Genomic DNA, 26,539 nt, shown 5'->3' with positions numbered 1-26,539 from the left:
ATAGCCGGACATGAGCCTGTCGAATGCCCTGACGAATGCGGTCTCGGGCCTGGTGGCCGCCTCGCGCGGGACCGAGGTCGTGGCCTCGAACCTCGCCAATGCCGCCACCCCCGGCTATGCCCGGCGCGAGTTGCAGATGGCGGCGCGGCCGCTGGTTTCCGGGGGCGGGGGCGTCCATGTCGATGGCGCCGTCCGCATGGTCCAAGGCTCGGTGCTTGCGCAGGCCCGCCTTGCCGGGGCCGAAACGGCGCGCGCGGAAACGCTGGCGGAATTTCACAAGTCGGTCTCGGACGCGATCGGGGTGCCGGGCGAGGCGGGATCGCTGACCACGCTGCTGTCGCAACTGGACGGTGCGCTGGTTGCAGCGGCGGCCCGCCCGGAAAGCGAAGCCGGGCTTTCGCAGGCTGTCTCGGCCGCGCGTGATCTCGCCCGCGCCTGCAACACGCTGGGCGCCCATGTGCAGGACGCCCGCAGCGCCGCCGACCGCGCCATCGGGGCGGATGTCCAAGCGCTGAACTCGGGGCTGAAGCGGGTGGCCGAGCTGAACCGCCAGATCACCGTCCAGATGACCGGCGGCAAGGATGCGAATGCCCTGCAGGACGAACGCCAGCGGACCATCGACGGGCTGTCGCAGATCGTCCCGCTCAAGGAACTGCCGCGCGAGGGCGGGCGGGTGGCGTTGTTCACGGCGGAAGGGGGCGTGCTTCTGGATGGCTTCGCGCCTGCCAGCCTTGAATTCACGGCCGTCGGGCTGGTGACGGCCGACATGAGCGCGGGTTCATCGGCGCTGGGCCTGCTGAGGCTAAAGGGCGAGCCTGTTCCCACCGGGCAGATGGGCCGCTTCGCCGGTGGCAGGCTGGCGGCGAACTTCCAGATCCGCGACCTTGACGGTCCCTTGGCGCAGGCGCGGCTGGATGCCGCCGCCGCCGACCTGCACGACCGCTTTGCCGGCGCCGCGTCCGGTCCGACGCCATGGGCAACCGCACCGGGGCTGTTCATCGATGCTTCCCCCGCCGCGCCGGGTCTGGCGCAGCGGATTGCCGTGAACGCAGCGGTCGATCCGGCGGCAGGCGGGGCCGTCTGGCGATTGCGGGACGGAATGGCGGCAGCGCCGGGGCCGGTCGGGAACGGGGACCTGCTGATGCGGATGCAGGAGGCACTGGACGGGCCGCGTGCCGTGCCGGGCCTCGGGGCGGTGCCGCGCAGCGCCGCGGGCCACGCAGCCGAACTGACCTCGCTGGCCGCATCCGGCCGGCTTTCGGCGGAACGCGACGTGACAACCGCAATGGCGCAGTCCTCGGCCTATGACACCATGCTGCGGCAGGACGGCGTGGACAGCGACCGCGAGATGGAGACGCTGCTTGCGCTTGAACGGGCCTATGCGTCGAACGCCAAGGTGCTGCAGGCGGTGGATGACATGATCCAGACGATACTGAGGCTGACATGACGGGTTTCAATTCTGTCGGCGACCTTTCGCGCTCGGTGCTGCTGAGGCAGGCGAGTGCGCAATTCAAGTCGCGGCTGCTGACCCTGACGCAAGAGGCGGCGACGGGTCTCAGGTCGGATGTTCCCGCGGCGCTGAACGGACAGATGGGGCGGCTGGCGCAGGTTCAGGACCGGCTGTTGTCGCTGCAGGCGCATGAACAGGCGGCTGCCTCGGCGCGATCCGAGATGGACGGGCTGCAGAGCGCGATGGAGGCGATGCAGAAGCTCGGCGCAGGTCTTCTGCCAAAGGCCAACATGGCGGATGCCACGAGCCTGGGGATAAGGGCCACGGAAGCGCGGCAGGATTTCCATTCGGCGGCACGGCTGCTGAACGTTTCGGTGGCGGGGCGGCATGTCCTGTCGGGAACGGCAGTCGATAGGCCGCCGCTGTCGGACCCGGCCGACATGCTCGCCGGTGCCAGGGCGCAGGTGGCGGGCCTGACCGAACCGGCCCGGATCGTCGCGGCGCTGGACGCCTGGTTCGACGCGCCCCCCGGCGCCGGAGGCTTCGCCGACGCGCATTTCCATGGCGACACCAGGGTGCGTGAGGTTCCGGTCGCACCGGGTGAAACCGTCCGGCTTGATCGCACCGCGCTTGATCCGGCCTTTCTGAATCTTCTGAACGGTCTGGCGCTGGGGGCGGTTGCAACCGATCTCGGCCTGTCGGGCGGGGAAAGCGCCGAGCTGCTGGACGAGGCCGGCGCAAGGGTTGCCGCCGCAACAACCGCCCTGACCATGCGGCGGGCGGATCTGGGCCTGCAGGAAGCCGCCCTGGAACGCGCCGCGGCACGGAGCGCGGCTGAAACCACGGCGCTTTCACTTGTCCGGTCCGACATGCTTTCGGCCGATCCCTATGAAACGGCGACCGCCCTCACCCAAGCCGAAACGGGCCTGCAGAATCTGTATGCGCTCACCTCGCGGCTGTCGCGCCTTTCCCTGACGGATTATCTCTGATGGCGTATCTCACGCGGCTCATCGCGCTTCTTGTTCTGCTGCCGGCGCTGGCCTGGGGGGCGCCGGTGCGCATCAAGGATCTTGCGACAGTGGATGGCGTCCGGGGCAACGATCTGCTGGGCTACGGCCTTGTCATCGGCCTGAACGGCACCGGCGACAGCCTGCGGAACACGCCTTACACCGAGGAGATGCTGGGCAGCCTGCTGGAACGCCTCGGCGTCAATGTGACCGGCGAAAGCTTCCGGCCCAAGAACGTCGCCGCCGTGATGGTGACGGGAACCCTGCCGCCGTTTGCGCGGGCGGGCGGCCAGATCGACGTGACCGTCGCGGCCATCGGGGATGCGAAAAGCCTGCTGGGCGGCACGCTGATCATGACGCCCCTGAACGCGGCGGATGGCGAGGTCTATGCGGTGGCGCAAGGCTCGATCATCGCAGGCGGGGTCTCGGCGGAAGGGGATGCGGCCTCGGTCGTCCAGGGGGTGCCGACTTCCGGCCATATTCCTTCGGGCGCGCGGGTCGAGCGCGAGGTCGATTTCGACTTCACCCGGATGACCAGCTTCCGCCTGGCCCTGCGGTCCGCCGATTTCACCACCGCCGCCCGGATCGAGAAGGCGATCAACGACGATCTGGGTGACGGCGTGGCGACGCTTCTGGACGCGACGACGATCTCGATCGATTCCGCCGGTCTCGGCACGGTGAACCCCGCGCGGCTGGTCGGGCGGATCGAGAACCTGCTGGTCGAACCGGAAAGCCGCGCCCGCGTGGTCGTCGATCACCGCTCGGGCACGATCGTGATGGGCGAGGAGGTGCGCATCTCGCGCGTGGCCGTCTCGCAGGGCAACCTGACCCTGCGGGTCCGCGAGACGCCGATGGTGTCGCAGCCCAATCCCTTCTCGCCGGGCGAAACCGTGGTCGTGCCCCGCACCGATGCCGAGATCACGCAAGAGCCGGGGATCGGCTTCGCCGAGGTCAGCGGCGAATCCTCGCTGTCCGACGTGGTCGCAGGGCTGAACGCGCTGGGGGTCCGCCCGCGCGAATTGATCGACATCCTCAAGGCGGTCCATGCCGCCGGGGCGCTGCACGCCGAGTTCATCGTGAACTGATGAAGGGAAACAGGCAGATGGCGCTGAAGCAGGCGCCCCGATCTGCCTTGCACATGCCGGCTTCGCCGTGGAGAGCGCCCTGGGAGAGCAGTTCCCAGGACCATGCTGACATGGCTTCGGGCAGGGCGAGGTCGACCTGGCTGCCTTGGCCATAAGGCAAGAGGATGCGGGCAGGTAGCCCCCGATGCCCAGGAGCCTCGGCCTGCAATGGTGTGTGCGGCCGGAAGGGAAGGCAGGAGGACGAGGCGTTGCTGCAGAAACCCCCCGGCAGGGCGTTTGGTGCCGCCGTTCGGGCATGTTGACCGGCATATCCCTGCGCTTTCTTGAAGACGGCGCCCCGAGGACGCTCGACCGCTGCCGTGCCATGCATGCTGGTGTTCATCGACATCCGGGCCAAGCCAGCGCTCGGATGCCGTGACAAGACCCCGTTCGCGGCGCGGCCAGCGGCCTGTCACGGGAACCCGCGGCGGCGCTTGTCGCGCCGCCGCTGATCTCAGTCCGGCACTCCTGCATCGGCAGGACCGGGCAGGGAGACGAGCCCGTTCGTCACGGGCCGGCCGTCCATCGTCACCCTCATCTCGCCATCCTGCCGCGTGACTGCCACCTCATGGGACGCCCCTCCGATCGAGAAAGCCGCAGTGAAGCCCGGCCAGTCATCGGGCAGGCTCGGGTTGATCTCGATGCCTTCGGGACGGCGGCGAATGCCCAGCAGGCCCTCGACCGCGGCACGGTAAAGCCAGCCGGCCGAGCCCGTGTACCAGGTCCAGCCGCCACGTCCCATCTTGTCGCGGGCGGCATAGACGTCGGCGGCCACGACATAGGGCTCGACCCGGTAGATCTCGGCCGAGCGGGCGTCCAGCGCGTGGTTGATGGGGTTCAGCGCGCTCAGCAGGTGGTGGGCGCGGTCTCCGTCGCCGTTGCGGGCCAGCGCATAGACCATCCAGGCGGCGGCATGGGTATACTGGCCGCCGTTCTCGCGCACGCCCGGCGGATAGGACTTGATGTAGCCCGGCTCGGCCTCGGTGTTCTGGAAGGGCGGGGTGAACAGTTGCAGAAGCTGGCCGTTGCGGTTGAAGAGCTGCGCCAGCGCCGCGTTGACGCCGTCCCGCGCCCGGTCTGCCCGGCCCGCCCCCGAGATCATCGCCCAGCTTTGCGCGATGCTGTCGATGCGGCATTCCGGGCTGCCTGCCGAACCAAGCGGGGTGCCGTCGTCGAAGAAGCCGCGGCGATACCAGGCGCCGTCCCAGCCGGCATCGTCCAGCGCCTGCGCCACCCGCCGGGCATGATCCTCCCAGGCCGCGGCGCGGGCATCGTCGCCGCGGGCGCGGGCAAGGGGGGCGAAAGAGGCGATGGTGTCGCAAAGGAACCAGCCCAGCCAGACGCTTTCGCCACGCCCTTCCTCGCCCACGCGGTTCATGCCGTCGTTCCAGTCACCGCCGAGGATAAGCGGCAATCCATGTTCGCCGGTCCGCGCCATCGCAAGGTCCAGCGCACGGGCGCAATGTTCATAGAGCGGCGCTTCCTCGCCCGCAGGCTGGGGCTGGTAGAAGCGGTCATGCTCGCCTGGTTCCAGTGCCGGGCCGGTGATGAAGGGCACGGTCTCGTCCAGGATCGCGCCGTCGCCCGTGGCCGCGACGTAAAGGGCGGTGATATGGCCCAGCCAGACCACGTCGTCCGAGATCATCGTCCGCACGCCCGCTCCGGTGCGCGGCAGCCACCAGTGCTGGACATCGCCCTCGGGGAACTGGCGCGAGGCCGCGTTCAGGATCTGGCGGCGGCAGAGCTGCGGGTCCTGCAGGATCAGGGCGCTGGTGTCCTGCAACTGATCGCGGAAGCCGAAGGCGCCCGAGGCCTGATAGAAGGCAGTCCGCGCCCGGATGCGGCAGGCCAGCGCCTGATAGGGCAGCCAAGTGTTGACCATCAGGTTCAGCGCCGGGTCGGGGGTCTGCACCTGCAGGCGGCCCAGCACCTGATCCCAGCCCGCGCGGGCCGCGGCCAGCGCCCGATCGGTCCCGCCCGGCGCGGCCGCCTCGCGCAGCACGTCGCCGATGTCGTCCTGCGGGGCGTTGGCAAGAACCAGCGTCGTCTCGGCTGCCTGGCCCGGCTGCAGGACCAGCGGGATGCGCAGGGCAAGGCAGGGATCGCCCGCCGCGTCCTCCTGCGGCCATGATTGCAGGGCGGCGGGATGGCGCAGGTCCCCGAAGCGGCCGACGAAACCCGCGCGGTCGCCGCAATGGGCATCCGCCGGGCGGTCGCAGGCAAGCGCCGTGATCCGGTCCGCATGTTCGGTCGAAAAGGCGTTCCGCGCCAGGGCCGCGTTCAGCAACGGGTCGAAGAACGTCTGCACCATCGGGGCCGTGCGGGTGCGGTCGGTGCCCAGCACCAGTTCCGCGAAAGCGACAACCTGCAGGTTCAGCACCCGCCCGCTGCGGTTCGTGACCGTCAGCCGGGTCAGCCGCGCGGGGGCTTCCTCGGCCAGCGTCATGACGGCCTCGACCGTCACCCAGCCGTAATCGGCGGTGAAGCGGGAATAGCCCAGCCCATGGGCGATCTCGTGGACGGCCGCGGGATCGTCCGACAGCCCGAGAAAGGGCGTCGCCGTGCGGCCGGTGGAGGGATCGTGGATCAGCAGCGCCTCGCCGGGGCGGTTCGTCACCGGGTCGTTCGACCAGGGCGTGATCTGGTAGTCGCGCGAGTTCACCGCCCAGGTATAGGGCGCCCCCTCGGCCGAGACATGGAAGCCGAAATCCTCGCGCGCGATCACGTTGATCCATGGGTGCGGGGTCGGGCGGTCATGACCCAGCCGCAGGATGTATTCGCGCCCGTCCGGCGCAAAGCCCCCGAAGCCGTTCCAGAACATCAGCGGCGAGGTCGAGGGCTCGGCCGGCTTCGGGTCGCGCCGGTCGATCAGCACCGGCGCCCGATTGCGGGGCAGGGCGGCGGGCACCGCTTCGCGCAGGCGGTCGATCTGCTCGGCCAGCCGCCCGTTGCGGGTGTGCAGCATGATCCGCGCGGCCGAGACCAGCGTGTCGAAGCTGGCCTTGCTGATCTGGTCGCGGCGAACCGCGTGGACATGGCGGGGGGCGTCCGGCCCCGCGGCCTGCCAGGCGGTGTCGACCAGCATCTGGATGGCGTGCTGCAGGTCCTGCACATAGCTTGACGCGCGTTCGTTCAGGATCACCACGTCGTGGGCCACGCCGCGATGGCGCAGGAACTCGTGCATCCTGAGCACCTCGCGCAGGATCGGCAGGTCGGCCTCGTCGTCGGTGCGCAGAAGCAGGATCGGGTCATCGCCGGAAATGCCCATCGGCCACAGGTCCGACTGCGACCCCAGTTCCGTCCGCCGCTTGGGCGTTGCGGCCAAGCGCAGGTCGGGCCAGACCAGCAGGGCGGCGTAAGAGCGGAACAGCTTGGCCTCGTCCAGCGTGACGTGCAGGTGGCGCAACTGGACCTGCGAATAGGTCCAGGCCAGCCGCAGCTCGTGTTCGAAGACGGCAGGGCGGGCGAAATGCGCGGCCATGCGGTCGCGTTCCTCAGCCGTGTCGGCCATCAGCGTCCAGAAGACCAGCGAAACGCTTTTGCCCGCGGGCACCCGCACCCGGCGGCGGATCGCGAAGACCGGGTCCAGCGTATGACCCTGCGCCCCCGTCAGCGTGGCGCCGCGGTCGAGTGCCGCGGGATCGCGGATGCTGCGCCCGCGCCCGATGAAGGCGCGGCGGTCGGTTTCGGCCTCGGCCCCCGGGGTGATCGCGCCCTCGGGTCCGGCGACCAGATGGGCCATGTGGACCGAACGGCCCCGGGGGTCGCGCGGCCGCCGGTCGGCGGCGATCAGCGTGCCGCCGTCGCGGATTTCCGTCTGCACGAACATCTTGGAAAACGCCGGATGGGCCCGGTCCGAGGCCGGGTTGTCCAGCACGATCTCGCCATATGACGTGATCTCGATCGTCTTGTCGGACCCCGAGCGGTTCCGCAGCGTCAGCCGCCGCCCGTCGGCATGGCCGCCCGCGGCGGCGATGACCTCGAGCCGGCTTTCGATGGCATTGGCGGTCTTGAGGAACTCGGCCTTGTGGTCGGCGAAGACGACGCTGGACCGTTCGTCGGTGCCCGAGCAGGGGGAATGGGTGGCCGACCACCATTCGCCCGACTGCATGTCGCGCAGGAAGACGAAGATGCCGCCGTCGTCCATCGTCGGATCGGGCGACCAGCGGTTCAGCGCCACGCCCCCCAGCATCGACCGCCCGGCGCCGGTCGAGGACAGGATCGTCGAGAAGGGGCCGTTCGACAGCAGCGCGACCTCGCGGTCGGCGCGGGCGGGTTCGTCCACGGCGGTCAGCGTGTCGCCGTTGCCCGCGGTCCCGCGCCGGCCCGCCGCGCTGGTGGACGGGGTGCGCGTCACCGGCGTGATGTCGCGCGGCGATTTTTCCTGCAGCAGCAGTTCCGAGGCGCGGACCACCGGATCGGCGTGGAAGCGTTCGCGGTGGATGCCGTCCATCACCGTGTTGGCGATGGCCATGATCGACATGCCGTGGTGGTGCGCCATGACGTTGCGGACGATCTCGTGCTTGCGGCCCTCGCGCAGGCGCGCAGGGGCGAAGTCGACGGCGTCGTAGAAGCCATAGGCGCCTTCTGCGCCCATCTCGCGCAGGCGGGCGAGGTTGCGGGCGGCGTCATGCGGGCGGATCTGGGCGGCCAGGATCGTGGCATAGGGCGCCACCACATATTCACCGTAGGCCCGCTTCAGCGCCAGGACCGGCACCCCGAAGGCGTAATACTGGTAGTTCATCTGCCGGTCGCGGGCGTTGAAGGCGCTTTCCGAGATGCCCCAGGGCAGCCCTTGGGACCGGCCCCAGTCCATCTGGACCTGCACCGCCATCATGTTGGAATGGTTCAGGATGCCACCCTGCCGTTCCTTCAGCAGTAAGGGCGGCATCAGGTATTCGAACATGCAGCCCGACCAGGACAGCAGCGCGCCCTGGTGCCCGACCGTGGCGAAGGGGCGGCCCAGCCGCGCCCAGTGTTCCTTGCTGATGTCGCCCTTGGCGATGGCGAGGAAGCTGGTCAGCCGCGCCTCGGACGCCAGCAGGTCATAGGAGCTTTCGTCGAGCTGGTCGTCCAGCGGCCGGTAGCCGATCGACAGCAGCATCTTGTCCTTCTGCACGAACAGGCCGAAGTCCATCCCGAAGGCCAGCGCCCGGGCGCGTTCCGCCAGCAGCCGGGTCCGCAGCATGAAGACCTCGATCGCCTCGCGCCCCTCGGGGGCGGGGGTCATCACGTCGCGGGCGTCGCGTTCCAGCAGTTGCGCCCAGGCCAGGACCTCGGCGGCCTCGCCCCGGGTGGCGGCGTCCAGTTCGGCGGAAAGCCGGGTGATCTCGGCGGCGCGGGTGGTCAGTTGCGCAGCCGCGATCGGGTCCGAGACGGGGCTGCCGTTGGTCTGGTCCAGCGCCGCCTGCATCCCCGCCACGGCGCCGTCCAGCGCCGTGCGCAGGTCGCGCAGGCTGCGCTGGCCCCGGCCCAGCGCGTCGAGTTCCAGCGCCAGGTTCGCCAGCGCGTCCTTGAGGCCACCGGTGCGCCGCCGGCGGACCGAAGGGGCGTCGTCGGCCCAGACCCGCAGCCCCGCCGACAGCGCGATCAGAAGCCCCGCGAGGTTGCCGCTGTCCACTGCCGAGACATAGGGGGCGGGCAGAACGGCAAGGTTGCGGGTGTCGTACCAGTTGAAGAAATGGCCGCGGAAGCGGGCCATCCGTTCCATCGACGAGATCGTCGCGTCGATGCGGTCCAGAGCCGTGTCCAGCCCGATCCAGCCGAAGTCGCGGGCCGACATCACCGACATCAGGTAAAGCCCGATGTTGGTGGGCGAGGTGCGCTCGGCCAGCTTCGGCTCGGGGTCGGCCTGCCAGTTGTCGGGGGGCAGGTGGTTCGTCTCGGGGCCGACGAAGGCCTCGAAATAGCGCCAAGTCCGGCGGGCAATGCGGCGCAGCTCGGCTTCATCCGCGGGGGGGACGATCAGCCGGTCCTCGGTTTCCAGGGGGCGCGAGGCGCGGTCCATGATCCAGGGGGCGGCGATCCAGATGCCGCCGATCACCAGCGCCACCGGCAGCGCGACCGGGTTCAGGACCGCGGTGGCAAGGATGCCCAGCGCGCCGATGGCGGGCGATGCGGCCATGCGCCGGTATTCGCCCCGGACGCCGTCGCCTGCCGCCCGCTCCAATTCGCGGGCGGTGCGCCATTCCAGCAGGTTGCGGCGGCTCACGAACATCCGCCACAGCGCCCGCCCGATGGCGTCCACCGAGGCCACCGCCCGGTGCGCGGCGGTCCCCAGGCGCAGGCCGAGCTGGGTTATGTAGGTCATGAGGTCGCGCCCCATGTGGCGCAGGTGATAGTCCCAGGACACGCCATAGCCGGGACGGAAGATCCGCATGTCGATCTGCAGCACGGGCACCAGCGCCACCAGCAGGATCAGCGCCGCCTGCCACAGGATCGGATAGGCGCCCGGCAGCATCAGCCAGCCCGCGACCGAACCCGCGACCCAGAAGGGCGTGACCAGCGACCGGCGCAGGTTGTCCACCATCTTGAAGCGCGACAGCCCTGACAGCCCGTTGCGGGGATCAAGGATCAGCGGAAGCAACTGCCAGTCGCCGCGCGTCCAGCGATGCTGGCGGCTGGCCTCAGTGGCGTAGCGGATGGGGAAGTCCTCGACCACCTCGACATCCGTGACCAGCGCGCTGCGGGCCAGGCTGCCTTCCAGCAGGTCGTGGGACAGGACCGCGTTTTCCCGGATGCGGTCGCCGATGGCCCGTTCAAAGGCGTCCACGTCGTAGATGCCCTTGCCGGTGAAGCTGCCTTCCCCGGCAAGGTCCTGGTAAAGGTCCGAGACGGTGAAGACATAGGGGTCAAGCCCCCGGTTGGCCGAGAAGATGCGCTGGAAGACCGAGGCCTCGGCCCCCGTCGTCAGCGAGGGCGTGACGCGCGGCTGCATGATGCCGTAGCCGCGGATCACCACCCCGTCCTCGCGGTGGACGGGGCGGTTCACGGGATGCGCCATCTTGCCGGCCAGGGCGCTGACGGTGTCGCGCGGCAGGCGGGTGTCGCTGTCCAGCGTCACCACATAGCGGATGCCCTCGGGGGGCGTCGGGCCGGTCGGCAGGAAGCTGGTGCCCTCGTACCCGCGCAGAAGCTGGTTCAGCTCGGCCAGCTTGCCGCGTTTGCGTTCCCAGCCCATCCAGACGCCTTCCGACGGGTTCCACTGGCGCCTGCGGTGCAGAAGGAAGAAGCGCCGGATGCCGCCGTGGTCATAGCGCTCGGCCAGCGCGTCGATGCGGGCACGGGCATGGGCCAGCAGCCGCTCATCGTCGGGAAGGGACTCGGTCGGGGCATCCTTCCAGTCCGACAGCAGTGCGAACGAGACATCGCCCAGGGGGTTCGCCAGGTAGTGCGATTCCAGCATGCCCGCCAGTTCGTCGATGGCGTCGACCGAGGTGATCATGCCGGGGATGACGACCAGCGTGCGCGATTCCGGCGGCACGCCCGCGCGGAAATCATAGGCGGGCAGGCGCTGCGGCGGGATCACCCGCGCGGCGATGAACGAGATCGCCTGCATCGCCGTGTCGGACGCGGGCAGAACCGCCAGCGCCAGCAGCAGCGCCACCTGCCAATCCGCCAGCCCGAACGAGGGCAGCGCGTGGCTCAGCGTCGCCACCAGCATCGCGGTGATGGCCAGCAATGGCAGCGCCAGCACCCACCATCCTGCCCCCTGCGCGGGCTGCGCCAGGCGCTCGACCGGGCGCGGGCGATAGCCGCAGGCCCGGCGGAAGTCCCGTCGCCGGGCCCCGACCAGAAGATGGCCGACCGCGGTGCGGCTGCCGGCGGGCTCGCCCTGCGCCGAGGCGTCGGCGCGGCCCTGGTCGATGGCGCGCTGGGCGACCTGCATCTCGGTCAGGTCCGAGCGGCGGGCGATCCGCTCGATGGCGCTGCGATAGTCCGCGCGGGTGGCCTGGTCGAGCCGGTCGAACTCGGTCGCGCGGCTCAGCAGGGCATCGACGTGGCTGACGCCCTCGAACCAGTCGAGCCAGTCGATCTCGCCCATGCGGCGCAGGCTGCGGATGATGTTGCCGACGGTGACGTTGCCGCGCGACTGGCGCGCATATTCGGCCTGCACGGCGCGGTCGCCTGCCCCGGCGCTGCCGAGCCGGCGTTCCAGCGCCTTCAGCGCCGCCTGCGCCTCGGCGCCGCCGTCGCGCAGGCGATAGAACAGTTGTGCGGCCACGGTGTCGTCGATGACAAGGTCGCCATGGCGGTCGATGACCGCGGCGGCGGCGCGGCTGCCCTCGATTTCGGCCAGCTCGTCGGCGATGGCATTGGCCAGCACCCGGCGGTCGCGGGCCTGCGCCACCCGGTCCGACAGCCGCCGCAGATTCTCGACCAGCACATAGCGCAGGAAGGTCGGCACCGCCCAGAGTTCGGCGATGTCCAACACCGCGACCGACTGGTAGCCGCGCAGGAACTCGGTCAGGCCGTCGCCGGTGATTTCCGAGTTCGTCAGCGCCACGAAGAGCCAGGCGATCACCAGGCTGCGGGGCGCGGTGCCGCCGCCGGACAGCTCGACCTCGGGCAGGCGCCTGAGGAAGTCGGGGCCGAAGGCCTGCCGCAACTGGCGCAGGTTTTCCTCGACCATGTGGTGGTTGTCGATCAGCCATTCGGCGGCGGGGGTGATCGCCTCGTCGCTTTCATCGGCGGCGACCGTTTCCAGGTAGTTGCGCCGGATCGCGGCCTGGTTGTCGATCAGCCGCCGAATCGGCCGCTCGGGCGCGTCGGCCAGATCCGGCCGCAGGGTCGAGGCAAGCTCGCGCCCCGCGTCGTGCAGCGACCGCCCGGTCCAGATGTCCCGCCGGATCGGCCTGGGCATCGCGGGCCAGGACGAGGGAAGCCCCTGTCCGCGCACGCCGTCCCGGTCGCCATTCCGCGCCAGCAGGCCCAGGAAGGCCCTGCCGCCTTCGGGGCGACGCCCACGCGCGATCCGTGATCTGTGTCTGGCCATGTCCTGTCCCGGTTGATTGTGCCTGCGACCCTAGGCGGCGCTGGGGAAAGCACAAGCCCGCGGCAGAGTTCCCGGCGCGCTTCTCCTGCCGCGGGCCCCTGTTGCGCCCGTCACAACTGCGCTATGGCACCGCTGTCAGCCTGAACGCCGCAAGGAATTGTCCCCGATGACCGCGCTTTCCGATCCTGCCCTTTCCCCGGCCACCGACATCCGCAGCGTGACGGCCCGTCCGTTCGAGGGGCAGAAGCCCGGCACCTCGGGCCTGCGCAAGAAGACCCGCGTCTTCATGCAGCCGGGCTACCTGGAAAACTTCACCCAGTCGATCTTCGATGCCATCGGCGGGCTGGCCGGGAAGACGCTGGTGCTGGGCGGCGACGGGCGGTTCTTCAACGACCGGGCGATCCAGACCATCATGCGGATGGCCGCCGCCAATGGCGCGGCCCGGGTGATCGTGGGGCAGGGGGGGATCCTCTCGACCCCCGCCGCGTCGAACCTGATCCGCATCCGCAGCGCGGATGGCGGGATCATCCTGTCGGCCAGCCACAACCCCGGCGGCGAGGACGAGGACTTCGGCATGAAGTTCAACGGCCCGAACGGTGGCCCTGCGCCCGAATCCCTGACCGATGCGATCTTCGCGCGGACGGGCGCGATCACGGAATACCGCACCCTCGACACGCCGGACCTTGACCTGTCGGCCCTGGGCGAGCGTCGGCTTGGCGGCATGGTGGTCGAGGTGATCGACCCCGTGGCCGACTACGCCGCCTTGATGGAGCAACTGTTCGACTTCGACGCGATCCGGCGGCTCTTCGCCTCGGGCTTTTCGATGCGCTTCGACGCCATGCACGCGGTCACCGGACCCTATGCGCGCGAGATCATCGAGCGCCGGCTGGGCGCTGCCTCTGGCACGGTCGTCAACGCAGTCCCGCTGCCGGATTTCGGCGGTGGCCACCCGGACCCAAACCCGGTCTGGGCCAAGGATCTGGTCGACCTGATGATGGGGCCGGATGCCCCGGACTTCGCCGCCGCCTCGGACGGGGACGGGGACCGCAACATGATCCTCGGGCGCGGGATCTATGTCACGCCCTCGGACAGCCTTGCGGTGCTGGCGGCGAACGCGCATCTGGCGCCGGGCTATGCCAAGGGGATCAGCGGCATCGCCCGGTCGATGCCCACCAGCCGCGCCGCCGACCGGGTGGCCGCAGCCTTGGGCATCGAGATGCACGAGACGCCGACCGGCTGGAAGTTCTTCGGCAACCTGCTGGACACGGGCCGCATCACCATCTGCGGCGAGGAAAGCGCGGGCACCGGGTCCGACCATGTGCGGGAAAAGGACGGGCTCTGGGCGGTGCTCTTGTGGCTGAACATTCTTGCCGTCCGCCGCCAGCCGGTGGCCGGGATCATGACGGCGCATTGGGCCGAATACGGCCGCAACTACTATAGCCGCCACGACTACGAGGCGGTGGCCTCGGATCGCGCCAATGCGCTGGTGGACCGGCTGCGGGGGATGCTGGCCGCGCTGCCGGGGCAGGTGTTCGCGGGCCTGAGGGTGCAGGCGGCGGATGATTTCGCCTATCTGGACCCGGTGGACGGCTCGACCTCGGCGCATCAGGGTATCCGCGTGATGTTCGAGGACGGCAGCCGCGTGGTGCTGCGCCTGTCGGGCACGGGGACCGAAGGGGCGACGCTGCGGGTCTATCTGGAACGCTATGCCGGGACGGACCAGCCCCATGACCTCGACCCCGACCGGGCGCTGGCGCCCGTGATCGCGGCAGCCGAGGAACTGGCGCTGATCCGCGAACACACGGGCCGCGACCGTCCCGACGTCACGACCTGACCGGCGGCGGCACCAACAACCTTCAACCAGACCGGCCTTGCCGGAGGGTCACGAAAGCGTCACCCTGTCGCCATATGGCATTCGACAGCGTCCCGGCGGCGCTGTAATCGGCACCGGGCGCGCTTGTGGAAAAAGGAACGAGTCATGCGGATTGCGGTTCTCGGCGGTGACGGCTTCGTGGGCTGGCCCACCTCGCTGCACCTGTCCAACCTGGGCCACGAGGTCCATATCGTAGACAACCTGTCGCGCCGCTGGATCGACACGGAACTGGGCGTGCAGTCCCTGACGCCGATGGATTCGATCCAGGAACGCTGCCGCATCTGGAAGCAGGAAAGCGGCAACGTGATCCATTTCCACCTGCTGAACCTCGCCAAGGAATACGAGCGGCTGAAGCAGTGGCTGGCCGATCACAAGCCCGACGCCGTGATCCATTTCGCCGAACAGCGCGCCGCGCCCTATTCGATGAAGACCGACCGCCACAAGGTCTACACGGTGGACAACAACGTCAGCGCCACACACAACCTGCTGGCGGCGCTGGTGGAAACGGGCATCGACGCGCATCTGATCCATCTGGGGACGATGGGCGTCTATGGCTATTCCTCGGTCGGGGCGCCGATCCCAGAAGGCTATCTGGATATCGAGATCGACACGCCTTCGGGCAAGAAGCCGCAGCAGATCCTGTATCCGACCCGCCCCGGCTCGGTCTACCACATGACGAAAAGCCTCGATCAGATCCTGTTCCAGTTCTATGCCCAGAACGACGGGCTGCGTATCACCGACCTGCACCAGGGGATCGTCTGGGGCACCCACACCGACCAGACCCGCCGGCATGAGCAGCTCATCAACCGCTTCGACTATGACGGCGACTACGGCACGGTGCTGAACCGTTTTCTCATTCAGGCTGCCATCGGCTATCCGCTGACGGTCCACGGCACCGGCGGCCAGACCCGCGCCTTCATCCACATCCAGGACTGCGTGCGCTGCATTGAACTCGCGCTGGGGGATGCGCCCAAGGCGGGCGAGCGGGTCAGGATCTTCAACCAGATGACGGAAACGCACCGCGTCCGCGACCTCGCCCATCTGGTCGCGCGGATGACGGGGGCCGAGGTGCGGATGCTGCCGAACCCCCGCAAGGAAGCCGACGAGAACGACCTGATCGTGAAGAACGACCAGTTCCTGTCGCTGGGCCTGAACCCGATCACTCTGCAGGAGGGCCTGCTGGCCGAGGTCGTGGACGTGGCGCGCAAGTATGCCCACCGCATCGACCGCTCGCGTGTGCCCGCCGTCAGCGCCTGGACCAAGGACATCGCCAAGCGCGTCGACCACGACCCCGAGGGCAAGAAGCTCAAGGCCGTCTGATGCAAGGCCTGACGCCGGACCGCCCCGCGCGGTCCGACCGCGCCTTTGTCACGCTGGTGACGAACGCCGACTATGCGCTGGGCGCGAAGGCGCTGGTGCGCTCCATCGTGCTGTCGGGAACGCAGGCGGACATCTGCGTCCTGCATACCGACGTGGCCGAGGCTGGGCTTGCGCCACTGTCGGCCCTCGGCGCCCGGCTGGTCCGCTGCGAGTTGCTGCCGACCTCTCCCGAGTTCAACGCGACCCATGCGAAGGCCGCGCTGCACGGCCGCGCGGCTTTCACCAAGGGCGAGAAGCCACCCTTCCACACGCCTTTGGACAACTTCGCCAAGCTGCGGCTGTGGCAATTGGACTACGAGCGGGTTGTCTTCATCGACGCAGACGCGCTGGTGCTGCAGAACGTGGACAAGCTGTTCGACTATCCGCAGTTCTGCGCCGCGCCGAATGTCTATGAAAGCCTCGCGGATTTCCACCGGATGAACTCGGGCGTCTTCACGGCGCGCCCCTCGCAGGCGACCTTCGAGGACATGCTGGCGAAGCTGGATCTTCCGGGCGTGTTCTGGCGGCGGACCGACCAGACCTTCCTTGAGCATTATTTCCCCGACTGGCACGGCCTGCCGGTGTTCTTCAACATGCTGCAATATGTCTGGTTTGCCATGCCGGACCTGTGGCGCTGGCAGGACGTGAAGATCCTGCATTTCCAGTATGAGAAGCCGTGGCAGGACCACGCCAAGGCCGACCGGGTCCGCCCGCTGATCGACCTCTGGCGCGCCTATGCAGGCGACGGCCCGGTGCCCGACCCGCGCAGCCTGTCCGATCCCGCATGAGGATCGCCCTGACCGGCGCGAGCGGCCTCGTCGGTCGCTTCCTCCTCCGCGCCTTCCGGGCCGAGGGGCACGAGGTCGAGACGCTGCCCGGCTGGCGCTTGGGCCAGCCCGCGCCGCTGGAAGGCTGCGCGGCGCTGGTCCATGCCGCCTTCGCCCATGTCCCCGGCAGGTATCGCGGCGGCGAGGGCGACGACCCGGAGCGTTTCGTGGCGCTCAATCGGGACGGCTCGCTGCGGCTGTTCGAGCAGGCGAGGGCGGCGGGGGTGGGTCAGGTGGTCTTCCTGTCATCCCGCGCCGTCTATGATGCGCTGCCCGCAGGGACGCCCCTGCCGGATGGCACGCCTGTCGCGCCCGAAAGTCTCTATGGCCAAGTGAAGGCAGAGGCCGAGGCGGGCCTTGCCATCCTAGACGGCGAGGGTTTTGCCACGGCCAGCATCCGCGCGACCGGCATCTATGGCCCGGGCAATGGGCACAAGTGGACGGGCTTATTCGCGGATTATCTTGCAGGCCGTCCGATCGCATCGCGCCGGGCGACGGAACTGCATGGCGACGACCTCGCCGCCGCGATCCTGCTGGTGCTGCGAAACGGCGGCCACGGCGCCTTCAACGCCTCGGACCTCGTGCTCGATCGCCATGACCTTTTGGCCGAGGTGCAGCGGCTGACCGGTTGCGCTCATCCGCCGCCGCCTCGCGCCGACACAGCCGTTTCCGTGATGAGTTGCGAACGCCTTGCCGCAATGGGCTGGCAGCCGGGCGGCTGGCCCAGGCTGCGGGACAGCCTGCCGGGCATGGTCGTTTCGGACAGTTCTTGATTATCCCGCGGAGCTGGCAAATGCCTGGGCGGGTCCAGTGAACCGTTGTCAGTGAGACAGGGGCGAAGCCCGAGGGGGGTCGCAAGGCCCCCGGTCCGTCGGTGCCGCCCCAGCATCCGGCGCGGCCCCGCCCAGCAGCGCGGTCAGCTCGACCGCGGCCTGCGCCACCAGTGTCCCCAATGGCCCCAACCGGTCGTCCGTCAGCCGCCCCGCCGCGCCCGAGATCGAGATGGCGCAGGCGGCCTCGCCCAGTGGCGACCACACCACGGCGGCAAGGCAGCGCATCCCGAGGTTGAACTCCTCGTCGTCGAGCGCCCAGCCGCGCCTGCGGGTGCGCTCGATGTCGGCCAGCGCCGCGTCGCGCGTCCGCAGGCTTTTCGAGGTCAGCGGCGGCAGGCCCGCGCGGTCGGCCAGCGCCAGCACGTCCTCGTCGCGCCAGGTGGCCAGGATCGCCTTGCCCATGGCCGAGGAAAACACCGGCACCCGCCGCCCCGGCGGCGACAGCGCCCGGCGGATCTCGCGGCTTTCGACCTGGCTGACCGTCACCAGATGGTCGTCGTCCAGAATCCCGAGGTTCGCCGTCTCCCGCGTCGCGTCTCGCAGCCGGCGCAGCAGCGGCAGGGCAGGCGCCACGAAGCTGAGCCTGCGGCCATAGGCCATGCCCACGGAAAAGGCGTCGCGCCCTACGTGCCAGGCCGAGGCGGCGGGTTCGAACTGCGCGAAACCCTGCTGCTCCAGCGTCGTCAGCAGGCGATGCGCGGTGGACACCGGCAACCCCGCCGCCCGCGCGAGGTCACTCAGCCGGCTGCCGTCGCCTTGCGCCAGCAGCCGCAACAGCGTCAGCGCGCGGCTGACCGACTGAACCCCACTCTCCGCCATAAGTCTTCCTCCGTTTGCCGCATGATGGAAAAGATCGCCGGAGTTGTCACGTTTTTCCAGTCGGCCTGCTATCCATCCTGCTGCACTGATGGAGGGTTGAAGATGACCGATCACGTTGAGCGCGCCGGTTTGCAGGTGGCGGCCCCTCTGGCCGAGCTGGTCGAAACGGACCTGCTGACGGGCGGAGTCACGCCCGACGCCTTCTGGAAAGGCTATGCCGCCCTGCTGCGCGAGCTTGCCCCCGAGAACCGCGCCCTGCTGCAGCGGCGCGACGAGCTGCAGGCGCAGATCGACGACTGGCACCGCGCGCGCCGCGGCCAGCCGCATGACGCCGAGGCCTACCGCGCCTTCCTGCGCGAGATCGGCTATCTGGTGGAGGAGCCCGCGCCCTTCACCATCGGCACCACCGATGTGGACCCCGAGCTGGCGCAGGTCGCGGGGCCGCAGCTTGTCGTCCCGATCAGCAATGCCCGCTTTGCCCTGAACGCGGCGAACGCCCGCTGGGGCTCGCTTTATGATGCGCTCTACGGCACCGACGCGCTGCCGGGAAAGGCGGCTCCGGGCGGCTATGATGCCGGGCGCGGCGCGCAGGTGATCGCCTGGGCGCGCAAGCACCTCGATTCCGTGGCGCCGCTGGACGGCGCCTCTTGGGTCGACATCACGGGCATGAAGGCCGAGGGCGGCCGTTTGGTCCTGTCCACCGGTGCGGGCAAAACCTCGCTTGCCGATCCGGCGCAATTCGCGGGCACCAGCGGCGAGGACGTGTTCCTACGCGTGAACGGGCTGCTGATCCGGCTGAAGGTGGACCGCAGCACGCCCATCGGGCGCGACGACAAGGCGGGCATCTCGGATGTCATCCTGGAAAGCGCCCTGACCGCCATTCAGGACTTCGAGGACTCGGTCGCCGCCGTCGATGCCGAGGACAAGGTTTCCAACTACCGCAACTGGCTGGGCCTGATGCGCGGTGATCTGGCCGAAACCTTCGAGAAGGGCGGGCGGCAGATGACGCGCCGACTGGCCCCTGACGTGACCTACACCGACCGCCAAGGGAACGAGGTCACCCATCCCGGCCGCGCCGTGCTGCTGGTCCGCAACGTGGGCCACCTGATGACCACCGACGCCGTGATGCTGGACGGGCAGGAGACGCCCGAGGGCATCATGGACGCCCTGATGACCGTCGCCGCCGCGGTGCATGACCTGCAGGCCAGGCGGAACTCGCGCACCGGCTCGATCTATGTCGTGAAGCCCAAGATGCACGGGCCGGAGGAAGTGGCCTTCGCTGAGCGGCTTTATGCCGGGGTGGAACGCATCCTCGGCCTGCCTGCCAACACCGTGAAACTGGGGGTGATGGACGAGGAGCGGCGGACCTCGGCCAACCTCGCGGCCTGCTTGAAGCAGGTGAAGGACCGGGTGGTCTTCATCAACACGGGCTTCCTCGACCGGACCGGGGATGAGATCCACACCTCGATGGAAGCCGGGCCGATGGTGCCCAAGGGTCGCATGAAGGACCAGGCGTGGCTTGGGGCCTATGAGGCCGGGAACGTGGACACCGGCCTTGCGCTGGGGCTGGCCGGTAGGGGCCAGATCGGCAAGGGGATGTGGGCCAAGCCGGACGACATGGCCGACATGCTCAAGGCCAAGATCGCCCATCCGCAGGCGGGCGCGAACACCGCCTGGGTGCCCTCGCCTACCGCCGCCACGCTGCACGCGACGCATTACCACCAAGTCTCAGTGCATGACGTGCAGGAGCAGTTGCGCTCGCGCGAGAAGCCCTCGCTGGATGCACTGCTGACGCCGCCGCTGCTGGGGGGCGCGAACCTTTCGCCCGACGAGGTCGCATATGAGATCGACAACTCCTGCCAGTCGATCCTCGGCTATGTCGTGCGCTGGGTGGACCAGGGGATCGGCTGCTCCAAAGTCCTCGACTACGAGGACGTTGCGCTGATGGAGGACCGGGCGACCCTGCGGATCTCGGCCCAGCATCTGGCGAACTGGCTCAAGCACGGGATCATCACCGAACGCCAAGTGCAGGATTCGCTGGCCCGCATGGCCGAGAAGGTGGACCGCCAGAACGCGGGCGATCCGCTGTACAGAGCGATGGCCCCGGCGCTGGACGGCCCCGCCTTCAACGCGGCGCGCGACCTGATCCTGAAGGGGGCCGCGCAGCCCTCGGGCTATACGGAACCGCTGCTGCACGCCGCGCGCCGGGCGGCCAAGGCCGCGGCCTAAAGCAGCCACTCGATCGGCAACCGGCCGATCAGCCACAACAGCCCGCGCTGCGCGAAATTGGTGCCGGGTTCGCGGCGGTGGACGGTCCCGGGGTCGTCCACCGCCGGTTCGTGCCAGACCAGCCGTCCCCTCGCGTCGCGGCGGGGGCCGTAGCTGACCAGCGGCAGCACCGCGTCCAGCCCCCGGCTGACCTCGGAGGCAAGGCGCGGGCTGTCGATCATCACCCCCATCTCGGTGTTGAAGATGATCGAGCGCGGGTCGAAGTTGAACGAGCCGATGAAGATGCGGTCCCGGTCCACGCAGACGGTCTTGGAATGCAGGCTCGCGCGGGTCGAGGTGCCGGGCGTCCTCGGCTCGCGCGGCAGCTCGCGGGTGGCGCGCAACTCGTACAGCCGCACGCTGCCGTCGATCAGGGCGGGGCGGTATTTCACATAGGCCGAATGGACCACCAGCACGTCCGTCGCCTCCTGCGAGTTCGTCAGGATGCGGACCTGCCGCCCTTCCGCCACAAGCCGGTTCAGCCGCTGGGTGAAGCGGCGGCCCGGCACGAAATAGGCCGAGATGATGTCCACCGAATGGTCGGGGCTGGCGATCATCCGCATCAGTTGCGCGAACATCAGGTCGCGGTTGCGGTGCCGCCCCAGCCCCTTGGCGGGATCGTCGCTGATCAGTGTGACCGGCACCCAGTCCAGCGCCAGCCGTCCTTCGATCATGTCATGCACAAGGGGCCGGGTGACGACCGTCTGGCGGTAAGCCAAGGCGCCCGCGTCGGCCAGCATCGCCTGCAGATCGTCGCGCGCGCTGGAGGCGCCCGGCAGAGGCAGGATCAGTTCGGCGGGATAGGCCGAGCCGCTGGCCCAGTAGCGGTCGAAATCCTCGCCCGCATCCATCGCCACTCGTCCGAGCGCCAGCACGTCGGTGTCAAGATAATGCGGCCCCTCGCCATAGGCGAAGTAGATGTCGCCAATGTTGCGCCCGCCGAGGATCGCGGCGGCGCCATCCGCGATCATCAGCTTGTTGTGCATCCGCCGGTTCAGGCGTCGGAAGTCGAACAGGTATCCCAGCAGCTTGGGCCGTCGCAGGATGAAGGGGTTGAACAGCCGCACCTCGAAATCGGGCAGCGCGTTCAGCGCGGCGAGGTCGGCGTCAAGCCCGGATATGCCGTTGTCGTCCAGCAGCAGCCGGATGCGGACGCCGCGTTCAGCGGCCCGGCGCAGTTCGTCCAGCAGCACCAGGCCGGTCAGGTCGCGCTGCCAGATGTAATACTGCACGTCCAGCGCCCGTTCCGCCTCGCGGATCAGCGAGATGCGTGCGCCGAAGGCGTCCAGCCCGTCATGCAGCGCCGCGACGCCGCTGACTTTCGACCTTGCGCCGCCATGCGCCAGCACCATGCGGCCCAGCGTGGTCGCATCCGACAGCGGCACGGCCCGACTTTCGCGGCGGCCCTTCAGCGAGGGCGGGCGGTAATGAAGATGCAGGACGCCCAGAACGACCGCCGGGACGATGACGAAAAGGGCCGCAAGCTCCATGTCGATGATCCGCGCCGCGGCGCCGTGGCGTTTCGTTCCCTGCGGTCAGGCCAGCGCGCGGGCGATCTCGTCGGCCGAGGCCGCGGTCAGCGTCTTGGCGACTTCCTTGACGAGTTTCTGTTCCAGCATCTTGTGATAGTTCTTCCGCATGACGCCAAGCGTGTTGGGATCGGCAATGATCGCCAGTTCCTGCACCTTGTTCTGCAGCACCATCAGGTTCAGCCGCTCGGTCAGTTGCTTGGCGAATGTCGCCTCGTCCTCGTCGCGGGGGGACGTGTCCTCGGGCTGCCGGCCCTGGCTTTCGTCCTGCAGGTTGGCCGGGCCGATCCGCTCGACCTCCTCAAGCTCGATCCTGAACTTGGCGGTGTTGCGGAACAGCACGGCCTTTTTCCCGTCGGCAACGACGACCAGCGCATCACGAGACAGCATGTTCTTGTCCTCTCGGGTTTATTCCCGGTGAGAACGCCCGCCCGTCACGTCGGTTCCTGTTGCAGCCCGCCGCAGAAGCCGCGGATGCGGGCAATGGCGTCGCTCAGTTGCGCGTCCGACGCGGCATAGCTGATGCGGAAATGCGGCGAGAGGCCGAAGGCCTCGCCGAAGACCACGGCCACGCCGGTCGCGTTCAGCAGTTCCATCGCAAAGGTCCGGTCGTCGGCGATCACCTTGCCCTCGGGCGTGCGGCGTCCGATCAGGCGGGCGATCGAGGGGTAGACGTAGAAGGCCCCCTGCGGAACAGGGCAGTCGATCCCCTCGCACTGGTTCAGGCCCGAGACGACCAGATCGCGGCGGCGCTGGAAGACGGCCCGGCTTTCCGCGATGTAGTCCTGCGGCCCGGTCAGCGCGGCCAGCGCCGCATATTGGCTGATCGAACTGGGGTTCGAGGTCGATTGCCCCTGCACATTCGCCATCGCCTTGATCAGTTCCACCGGCCCCGCGCCATAGCCGATCCGCCAGCCGGTCATCGCATAGGCCTTGCTGACCCCGTTCATGGTCAGGGTGCGGTCCATCAGCTTCGGTTCCACCTGAGCGGGCGTGACGAAGCGGAACCCGTCATAGACGAGATGCTCGTAGATGTCGTCGGCCAGCACCCACACATGGGGATGGCGCAGCAGCACGTCGGTCAGGCCGCGCATCTCGGCCTCGCCATAGCCTGCGCCCGTGGGGTTCGAGGGCGAGTTCAGGATCACCCATTTCGTCTTGGGCGTGATCGCCGCCTCAAGCTGGTCCGGCGTGATGCGATAGCCGTTTTCCAGGCCGCCGATGACGATCACGGGCGTGCCGCCGCCAAGCGTCACCATGTCGGGATAGCTGACCCAGTAGGGCGCGGGGATGATGACCTCGTCGCCGGGGTTCAGCGTCGCCATCAGCGCGTTGTACAGGATCTGCTTGCCGCCGGTGCCGACGGTGATCTGCTGGGGCGTGTAGTCCAGCCCGTTCTCGCGCCGGAACTTGTCGGCCACGGCCCGCTTCAACTCGGGGATGCCGTCCACGGCGGTATAGCGGGTATGGCCCGCGTCGATGGCGGCCTTGCCGGCCTCGCGGATATGGGCGGGGGTGTCGAAGTCCGGCTCTCCGGCCGACAGGCTGACGATGTCGCGCCCTTCGGCGGCCAGTTCGCGCGCCAGGTTCGTCATGGCGATGGTGGGCGAGGGTTTGACGCGGGACAGGGTCTGCGACAGAAAGCTCATCGACGCGCTCCGGGGCTTGGGACGGGGTGGTGATAGGCGTGAGACAGCGTGGCTGCAAGCGCGGGGGGAAAGCGGATGGACGATCACGAGGCCCGGCTGAAGCGGATCACGATGCGAAGCTGGCGGCGCGGCACCCGCGAGATGGACCTGATCCTCGGCCCCTTCGCCGAGGCCGAACTGGCCAGGATGGATGCCGATGCGCTCGACGCCTATGAGAGGCTGCTGGAGGAAAACGACCAGGACCTTTACCCTTGGATCACCGCCCGGCTGTCGGGCGGGACGGCGGGGCCAAAGGACCATGCGGCGATGCTGGACCGGGTCGCGGCCCATGCAAGGGGCCGGCTGCGGGAAATCCGCGGCGCTTAACCGAATCTTGGGAGGTCGGTGTCACTGTGGCGGGAAAGACGCCATACGGAAGATACCGATGACCCGACTCGCCGTGCTGCGCCCTTCTGCCACGCCGCTTCCGCCGCCGGATTACAGCCCACCGGACCTGCTGGAACCTTACCTGCAAAGCATCCAGATCCTCGACCGGCTGCACCGGCTGATGCTGGACCTCATCAAGGATGAATTCGAGCGCCTGCGGCGCGACGACCTGACCCCGGTTCAGACGCTGCTGCTGTTTAACCTGGGCGGGGCCGAGGTTTCCGCGGGCGAACTGCGGTCGCGCGGGATGTATCAGGGCTCGAACGTCAGCTACAATCTCAAGAAGCTGGTGCAGATGGGCTATGTCACCCACCAGCGATGCGAAAGCGACCGGCGGTCTGTCCGCGTGCGGCTAAGTCCTAGGGGAGAGGAAGTGCGCGAGATCGTCGGCCAGATGTTCCTGCGCCATGTCATGGGGCTGGAGGCTTCGGGCATCCTGGACGACCCGCCGCTGCCGCAGGTGAACCTGCAATGGCGCCGGGTCGAACGTTTCTGGGCCGAGCAGATCCGCTACATCTACTGACCCCTCACCAGTGGCCGGTGTTGTCCATGCTGGCCCAGGGCTCCTGCGGCGGCAGGCTGTCGCCCTTCTGCAGCAGTTCGATCGAGACGTTGTCGGGGCTGCGGACAAAGGCCATGTGGCCGTCGCGAGGCGGGCGGTTGATCGTCACGCCACTGTCCATCAGGTGCCGGCAGGTGGCGTAGATGTCGTCCACCTCATAGGCGAGATGCCCGAAGTGGCGGCTGTCCGAGGGCAGGCCCTCGTCGCCGTCCCAGTTGAAGGTCAGCTCGACCGGCGTTTCGGGCTGGCCGGGCGGGGCCATGAAGACCAGCGTATAGCGGCCCTTCTCGTTCTCCACCCGCCGGACCTCCTCAAGGCCCAGTAGGCGGTAGAAACCCATGCTGGCCTCCAGATCCTTCACGCGGACCATGGTATGCAGATAACGCATCGTGCTTCTCCCGTCGTTGGTGCAGCGGCAATGGTGGCACGTGGCCGGTTTAGTCCGCATGATGTGCGAGGGGACACCGAATCCCCTCGCACTATGGAGAAGACCATGTTTGCTACCCATGGCCTCGATCTCCTCATCTTCGCGCTAACGGTCATGCTGGCCTTGGCGAAGCTGATGAAGACGATGATGTGAAAACATCCTCGCCGGGGGCAAGTGTGCCCCCGGCATCTCGATCCATCAAGACCCTATCCCTTCGATCCCTTCTACGGCTCGGGTGCATTCCAGATCGGGCTTTCTTATGGTCTTGCCTGATCGCCGATGGTGGTACGCAGCGGTGCGGATCGTTAGGAACGGAGAAAGACAAGCCGAGAGGACGCCATGCCCCTGACCCCCGAACAGCAAGCCGAGATCGACGAGGCCCGCGCCACCCCGCGTCCGACCCTGCGCGCAGTCAGCGAGGGGATGGAGCGGCACCTGTATGTGGCCCATCCGGTGCTGGACCACGGGCTTCTGCGCGTCATCGACTACATGGGCGACGATTCCGCTATCGTGCAGGCGGCGCGCGTCAGCTACGGGCGCGGCACCAAGGCCGTGTCGAACGACGAGGGGCTGATCCGCTACCTGATGCGCCACTGGCACTCGACCCCCTTCGAGATGTGCGAGGTCAAGTTCCACGTCAAGCTGCCGGTCTTCGTCGCCCGCCAGTGGATCCGCCACCGCACCGCGAACGTGAACGAATATTCCGCCCGCTACTCGATCCTCGACCGCGAGTTCTACATTCCCGCGCCCGAGCAGCTTGCCGCCCAGTCCACGGTGAACAACCAGGGCCGTGGCGCGGTGCTGTCGGGCGACGAGGCGCAGCGCGTCCTGGACATCCTGCGCGAGGACGCGATGCGGTCCTATGACCATTACGAGGGGATGCTGTCGCAGGACGGCCAGCAGGGCCTCGCCCGCGAGCTTGCGCGGATGAACCTGCCCGCGAACATCTATACCCAGTGGTACTGGAAGACCGACCTGCACAACCTGTTCCACTTCCTGCGCCTGCGCGCGGACGCCCATGCGCAATATGAGATTCGCGTCTATGCGGAGGCGATGTGCCGCATTGTGAGGGATTGGGTGCCGCTGGCTTACGCCGCGTTCGAGGACTACCGGTTGGGTGGGGTGTCCCTGTCCGGGAAAGCCGTGGACGTGCTGAAGCGGCGGTTGGCCGGCGAGACGGTCACGCAGGAGACCAGCGGAATGAGCAAGGGCGAGTGGCGGGAGTTCGAGGGGGTTTGGGGATGAGTATCAATCAAATTATCGTGCCGGACAGATATGAGGTTCTGGCACGCAAGTTGGCTTGGGATAGCATTGCGCAGTTGGTGGAGCGTGTGCCTAGGGTCAGGACCCATAAACTTGCTTGAGCGGCGGCTGGCGGCATGATTCAAACT

The 26,539-nt window shown here is 68.5% G+C and carries 18 protein-coding genes; 11 read left to right on the top strand and 7 right to left on the bottom strand.

The features are described from left to right. Positions 1–10 precede the first annotated feature (10 nt). The 3 genes from flgK to Q4F04_RS05700 are packed head-to-tail and all read left to right on the top strand — an operon-like array spanning position 11 to position 3,542. Positions 11–1,447 (top strand): flagellar hook-associated protein FlgK, encoded by a 1,437-nt coding sequence (gene flgK / locus Q4F04_RS05710; protein WP_303368872.1) that lies wholly within the window; start codon positions 11–13, stop codon positions 1,445–1,447. Next, positions 1,444–2,439 (top strand): flagellin, encoded by a 996-nt coding sequence (locus Q4F04_RS05705; RefSeq protein ID WP_303368871.1) that lies wholly within the window; start codon positions 1,444–1,446, stop codon positions 2,437–2,439. Before flgK ends, Q4F04_RS05705 begins: the two co-directional genes overlap by 4 nt. Next, complete coding sequence (locus tag Q4F04_RS05700) at positions 2,439–3,542, top strand: flagellar basal body P-ring protein FlgI (RefSeq protein WP_303368870.1); 1,104 nt, start codon at positions 2,439–2,441, stop codon at positions 3,540–3,542. Before Q4F04_RS05705 ends, Q4F04_RS05700 begins: the two co-directional genes overlap by 1 nt. Here Q4F04_RS05700 and Q4F04_RS05695 read toward each other — a convergent pair. Both Q4F04_RS05695 and Q4F04_RS05690 read right to left on the bottom strand, forming a co-directional pair. Further along, positions 3,529–3,924 carry a hypothetical protein gene (locus Q4F04_RS05695; protein WP_303368869.1) on the bottom strand — a complete coding sequence of 132 codons (396 nt, stop codon included), beginning with the start codon at positions 3,922–3,924 and terminating at the stop codon, positions 3,529–3,531. The genes Q4F04_RS05700 and Q4F04_RS05695 overlap by 14 nt on opposite strands. 111 nt (positions 3,925–4,035) lie before the next feature. Further along, positions 4,036–12,576: a glucoamylase family protein gene (locus Q4F04_RS05690; RefSeq protein ID WP_303368868.1), complete on the bottom strand. Its 8,541-nt coding sequence runs from the start codon at positions 12,574–12,576 to the stop codon at positions 4,036–4,038. Positions 12,577–12,742: 166 nt separating this feature from the next. On the opposite strand from Q4F04_RS05690, the gene Q4F04_RS05685 reads away from it, so the two are divergent. From Q4F04_RS05685 to Q4F04_RS05670, 4 genes are all read left to right on the top strand, one after another. Continuing rightward, a complete protein-coding gene (locus Q4F04_RS05685) occupies positions 12,743–14,410 on the top strand; it encodes an alpha-D-glucose phosphate-specific phosphoglucomutase (protein ID WP_303368867.1) in 1,668 nt (555 codons plus the stop codon). Between the two features lie 144 nt (positions 14,411–14,554). Beyond that, on the top strand, positions 14,555–15,769 hold the full coding sequence (locus tag Q4F04_RS05680) for an NAD-dependent epimerase/dehydratase family protein (protein ID WP_303368866.1): 1,215 nt from the start codon (positions 14,555–14,557) through the stop codon (positions 15,767–15,769). Then, a complete protein-coding gene (locus Q4F04_RS05675) occupies positions 15,769–16,596 on the top strand; it encodes a glycosyltransferase (RefSeq protein WP_303368865.1) in 828 nt (275 codons plus the stop codon). The genes Q4F04_RS05680 and Q4F04_RS05675 overlap by 1 nt, the downstream gene beginning before the upstream one ends. Beyond that, a complete protein-coding gene (locus Q4F04_RS05670; protein WP_303368864.1) occupies positions 16,593–17,408 on the top strand; it encodes an NAD(P)-dependent oxidoreductase in 816 nt (271 codons plus the stop codon). Before Q4F04_RS05675 ends, Q4F04_RS05670 begins: the two co-directional genes overlap by 4 nt. 48 nt (positions 17,409–17,456) lie before the next feature. On the opposite strand, the gene Q4F04_RS05665 is transcribed toward Q4F04_RS05670, so the two are convergent. Then, complete coding sequence (locus Q4F04_RS05665; RefSeq protein WP_303368863.1) at positions 17,457–18,287, bottom strand: IclR family transcriptional regulator; 831 nt, start codon at positions 18,285–18,287, stop codon at positions 17,457–17,459. Between the two features lie 102 nt (positions 18,288–18,389). Here Q4F04_RS05665 and Q4F04_RS05660 point away from each other — a divergent pair, with 102 nt between their 5' ends. Next, a complete protein-coding gene (locus tag Q4F04_RS05660; RefSeq protein WP_303368862.1) occupies positions 18,390–20,516 on the top strand; it encodes a malate synthase G in 2,127 nt (708 codons plus the stop codon). Here Q4F04_RS05660 and Q4F04_RS05655 read toward each other — a convergent pair. From Q4F04_RS05655 to Q4F04_RS05645, 3 genes are read right to left on the bottom strand one after another with little or no spacing between them, the layout of a single operon-like run. Continuing rightward, a complete protein-coding gene (locus Q4F04_RS05655; protein ID WP_303368861.1) occupies positions 20,513–22,045 on the bottom strand; it encodes a phospholipase D family protein in 1,533 nt (510 codons plus the stop codon). The genes Q4F04_RS05660 and Q4F04_RS05655 overlap by 4 nt on opposite strands. Positions 22,046–22,090: 45 nt before the next feature. Further along, positions 22,091–22,474, bottom strand: a complete 384-nt coding sequence (locus Q4F04_RS05650) for a host attachment family protein (protein ID WP_303368860.1) — start codon at positions 22,472–22,474, stop codon at positions 22,091–22,093. 44 nt (positions 22,475–22,518) lie between these two features. Continuing rightward, on the bottom strand, positions 22,519–23,733 hold the full coding sequence (locus Q4F04_RS05645; RefSeq protein ID WP_303368859.1) for a pyridoxal phosphate-dependent aminotransferase: 1,215 nt from the start codon (positions 23,731–23,733) through the stop codon (positions 22,519–22,521). 75 nt (positions 23,734–23,808) lie between these two features. Between Q4F04_RS05645 and Q4F04_RS05640 the strand changes: the two genes are divergently transcribed. After that, positions 23,809–24,099, top strand: coding sequence for a succinate dehydrogenase assembly factor 2 (locus tag Q4F04_RS05640; RefSeq protein WP_303368858.1), 291 nt, complete (start codon positions 23,809–23,811; stop codon positions 24,097–24,099). A 181-nt stretch (positions 24,100–24,280) separates the two neighbouring features. Next, positions 24,281–24,682: a winged helix DNA-binding protein gene (locus Q4F04_RS05635; protein WP_303368885.1), complete on the top strand. Its 402-nt coding sequence runs from the start codon at positions 24,281–24,283 to the stop codon at positions 24,680–24,682. 4 nt (positions 24,683–24,686) lie between these two features. Here Q4F04_RS05635 and Q4F04_RS05630 read toward each other — a convergent pair whose 3' ends face one another. Then, a complete protein-coding gene (locus Q4F04_RS05630; protein WP_303368857.1) occupies positions 24,687–25,109 on the bottom strand; it encodes a VOC family protein in 423 nt (140 codons plus the stop codon). 378 nt (positions 25,110–25,487) lie between these two features. Here Q4F04_RS05630 and thyX point away from each other — a divergent pair, with 378 nt between their 5' ends. Beyond that, the gene (gene thyX / locus Q4F04_RS05625) at positions 25,488–26,393 is read left to right on the top strand and encodes an FAD-dependent thymidylate synthase (RefSeq protein WP_303368856.1); all 906 of its coding nucleotides are present in this window, start codon (positions 25,488–25,490) and stop codon (positions 26,391–26,393) included. Positions 26,394–26,539: the final 146 nt, after the last annotated feature.

Source organism: Paracoccus sp. (in: a-proteobacteria), assembly GCF_030536915.1.
Taxonomy (GTDB): domain Bacteria; phylum Pseudomonadota; class Alphaproteobacteria; order Rhodobacterales; family Rhodobacteraceae; genus Paracoccus.
This window is presented reverse-complemented; position numbering and strand designations above follow the sequence as displayed.

Excerpts from the sequence above, each read along its gene's own strand:
- Q4F04_RS05670 (WP_303368864.1), top strand. The coding sequence starts at position 16,593 with ATGAGGATCGCCCTGACCGGCGCGAGCGGCCTCGTCGGTCGCTTCCTC.
- Q4F04_RS05680 (WP_303368866.1), top strand. The coding sequence starts at position 14,555 with ATGCGGATTGCGGTTCTCGGCGGTGACGGCTTCGTGGGCTGGCCCACC.
- Q4F04_RS05655 (WP_303368861.1), bottom strand. The coding sequence starts at position 22,045 with ATGGAGCTTGCGGCCCTTTTCGTCATCGTCCCGGCGGTCGTTCTGGGC.
- Q4F04_RS05700 (WP_303368870.1), top strand. The coding sequence starts at position 2,439 with ATGGCGTATCTCACGCGGCTCATCGCGCTTCTTGTTCTGCTGCCGGCG.
- Q4F04_RS05640 (WP_303368858.1), top strand. The coding sequence starts at position 23,809 with ATGGACGATCACGAGGCCCGGCTGAAGCGGATCACGATGCGAAGCTGG.
- flgK (WP_303368872.1), top strand. The coding sequence starts at position 11 with ATGAGCCTGTCGAATGCCCTGACGAATGCGGTCTCGGGCCTGGTGGCC.
- Q4F04_RS05695 (WP_303368869.1), bottom strand. The coding sequence starts at position 3,924 with ATGAACACCAGCATGCATGGCACGGCAGCGGTCGAGCGTCCTCGGGGC.
- Q4F04_RS05685 (WP_303368867.1), top strand. The coding sequence starts at position 12,743 with ATGACCGCGCTTTCCGATCCTGCCCTTTCCCCGGCCACCGACATCCGC.
- Q4F04_RS05690 (WP_303368868.1), bottom strand. The coding sequence starts at position 12,576 with ATGGCCAGACACAGATCACGGATCGCGCGTGGGCGTCGCCCCGAAGGC.
- thyX (WP_303368856.1), top strand. The coding sequence starts at position 25,488 with ATGCCCCTGACCCCCGAACAGCAAGCCGAGATCGACGAGGCCCGCGCC.
- Q4F04_RS05630 (WP_303368857.1), bottom strand. The coding sequence starts at position 25,109 with ATGCGTTATCTGCATACCATGGTCCGCGTGAAGGATCTGGAGGCCAGC.
- Q4F04_RS05705 (WP_303368871.1), top strand. The coding sequence starts at position 1,444 with ATGACGGGTTTCAATTCTGTCGGCGACCTTTCGCGCTCGGTGCTGCTG.
- Q4F04_RS05650 (WP_303368860.1), bottom strand. The coding sequence starts at position 22,474 with ATGCTGTCTCGTGATGCGCTGGTCGTCGTTGCCGACGGGAAAAAGGCC.
- Q4F04_RS05645 (WP_303368859.1), bottom strand. The coding sequence starts at position 23,733 with ATGAGCTTTCTGTCGCAGACCCTGTCCCGCGTCAAACCCTCGCCCACC.
- Q4F04_RS05660 (WP_303368862.1), top strand. The coding sequence starts at position 18,390 with ATGACCGATCACGTTGAGCGCGCCGGTTTGCAGGTGGCGGCCCCTCTG.
- Q4F04_RS05635 (WP_303368885.1), top strand. The coding sequence starts at position 24,281 with ATGCTGGACCTCATCAAGGATGAATTCGAGCGCCTGCGGCGCGACGAC.
- Q4F04_RS05675 (WP_303368865.1), top strand. The coding sequence starts at position 15,769 with ATGCAAGGCCTGACGCCGGACCGCCCCGCGCGGTCCGACCGCGCCTTT.
- Q4F04_RS05665 (WP_303368863.1), bottom strand. The coding sequence starts at position 18,287 with ATGGCGGAGAGTGGGGTTCAGTCGGTCAGCCGCGCGCTGACGCTGTTG.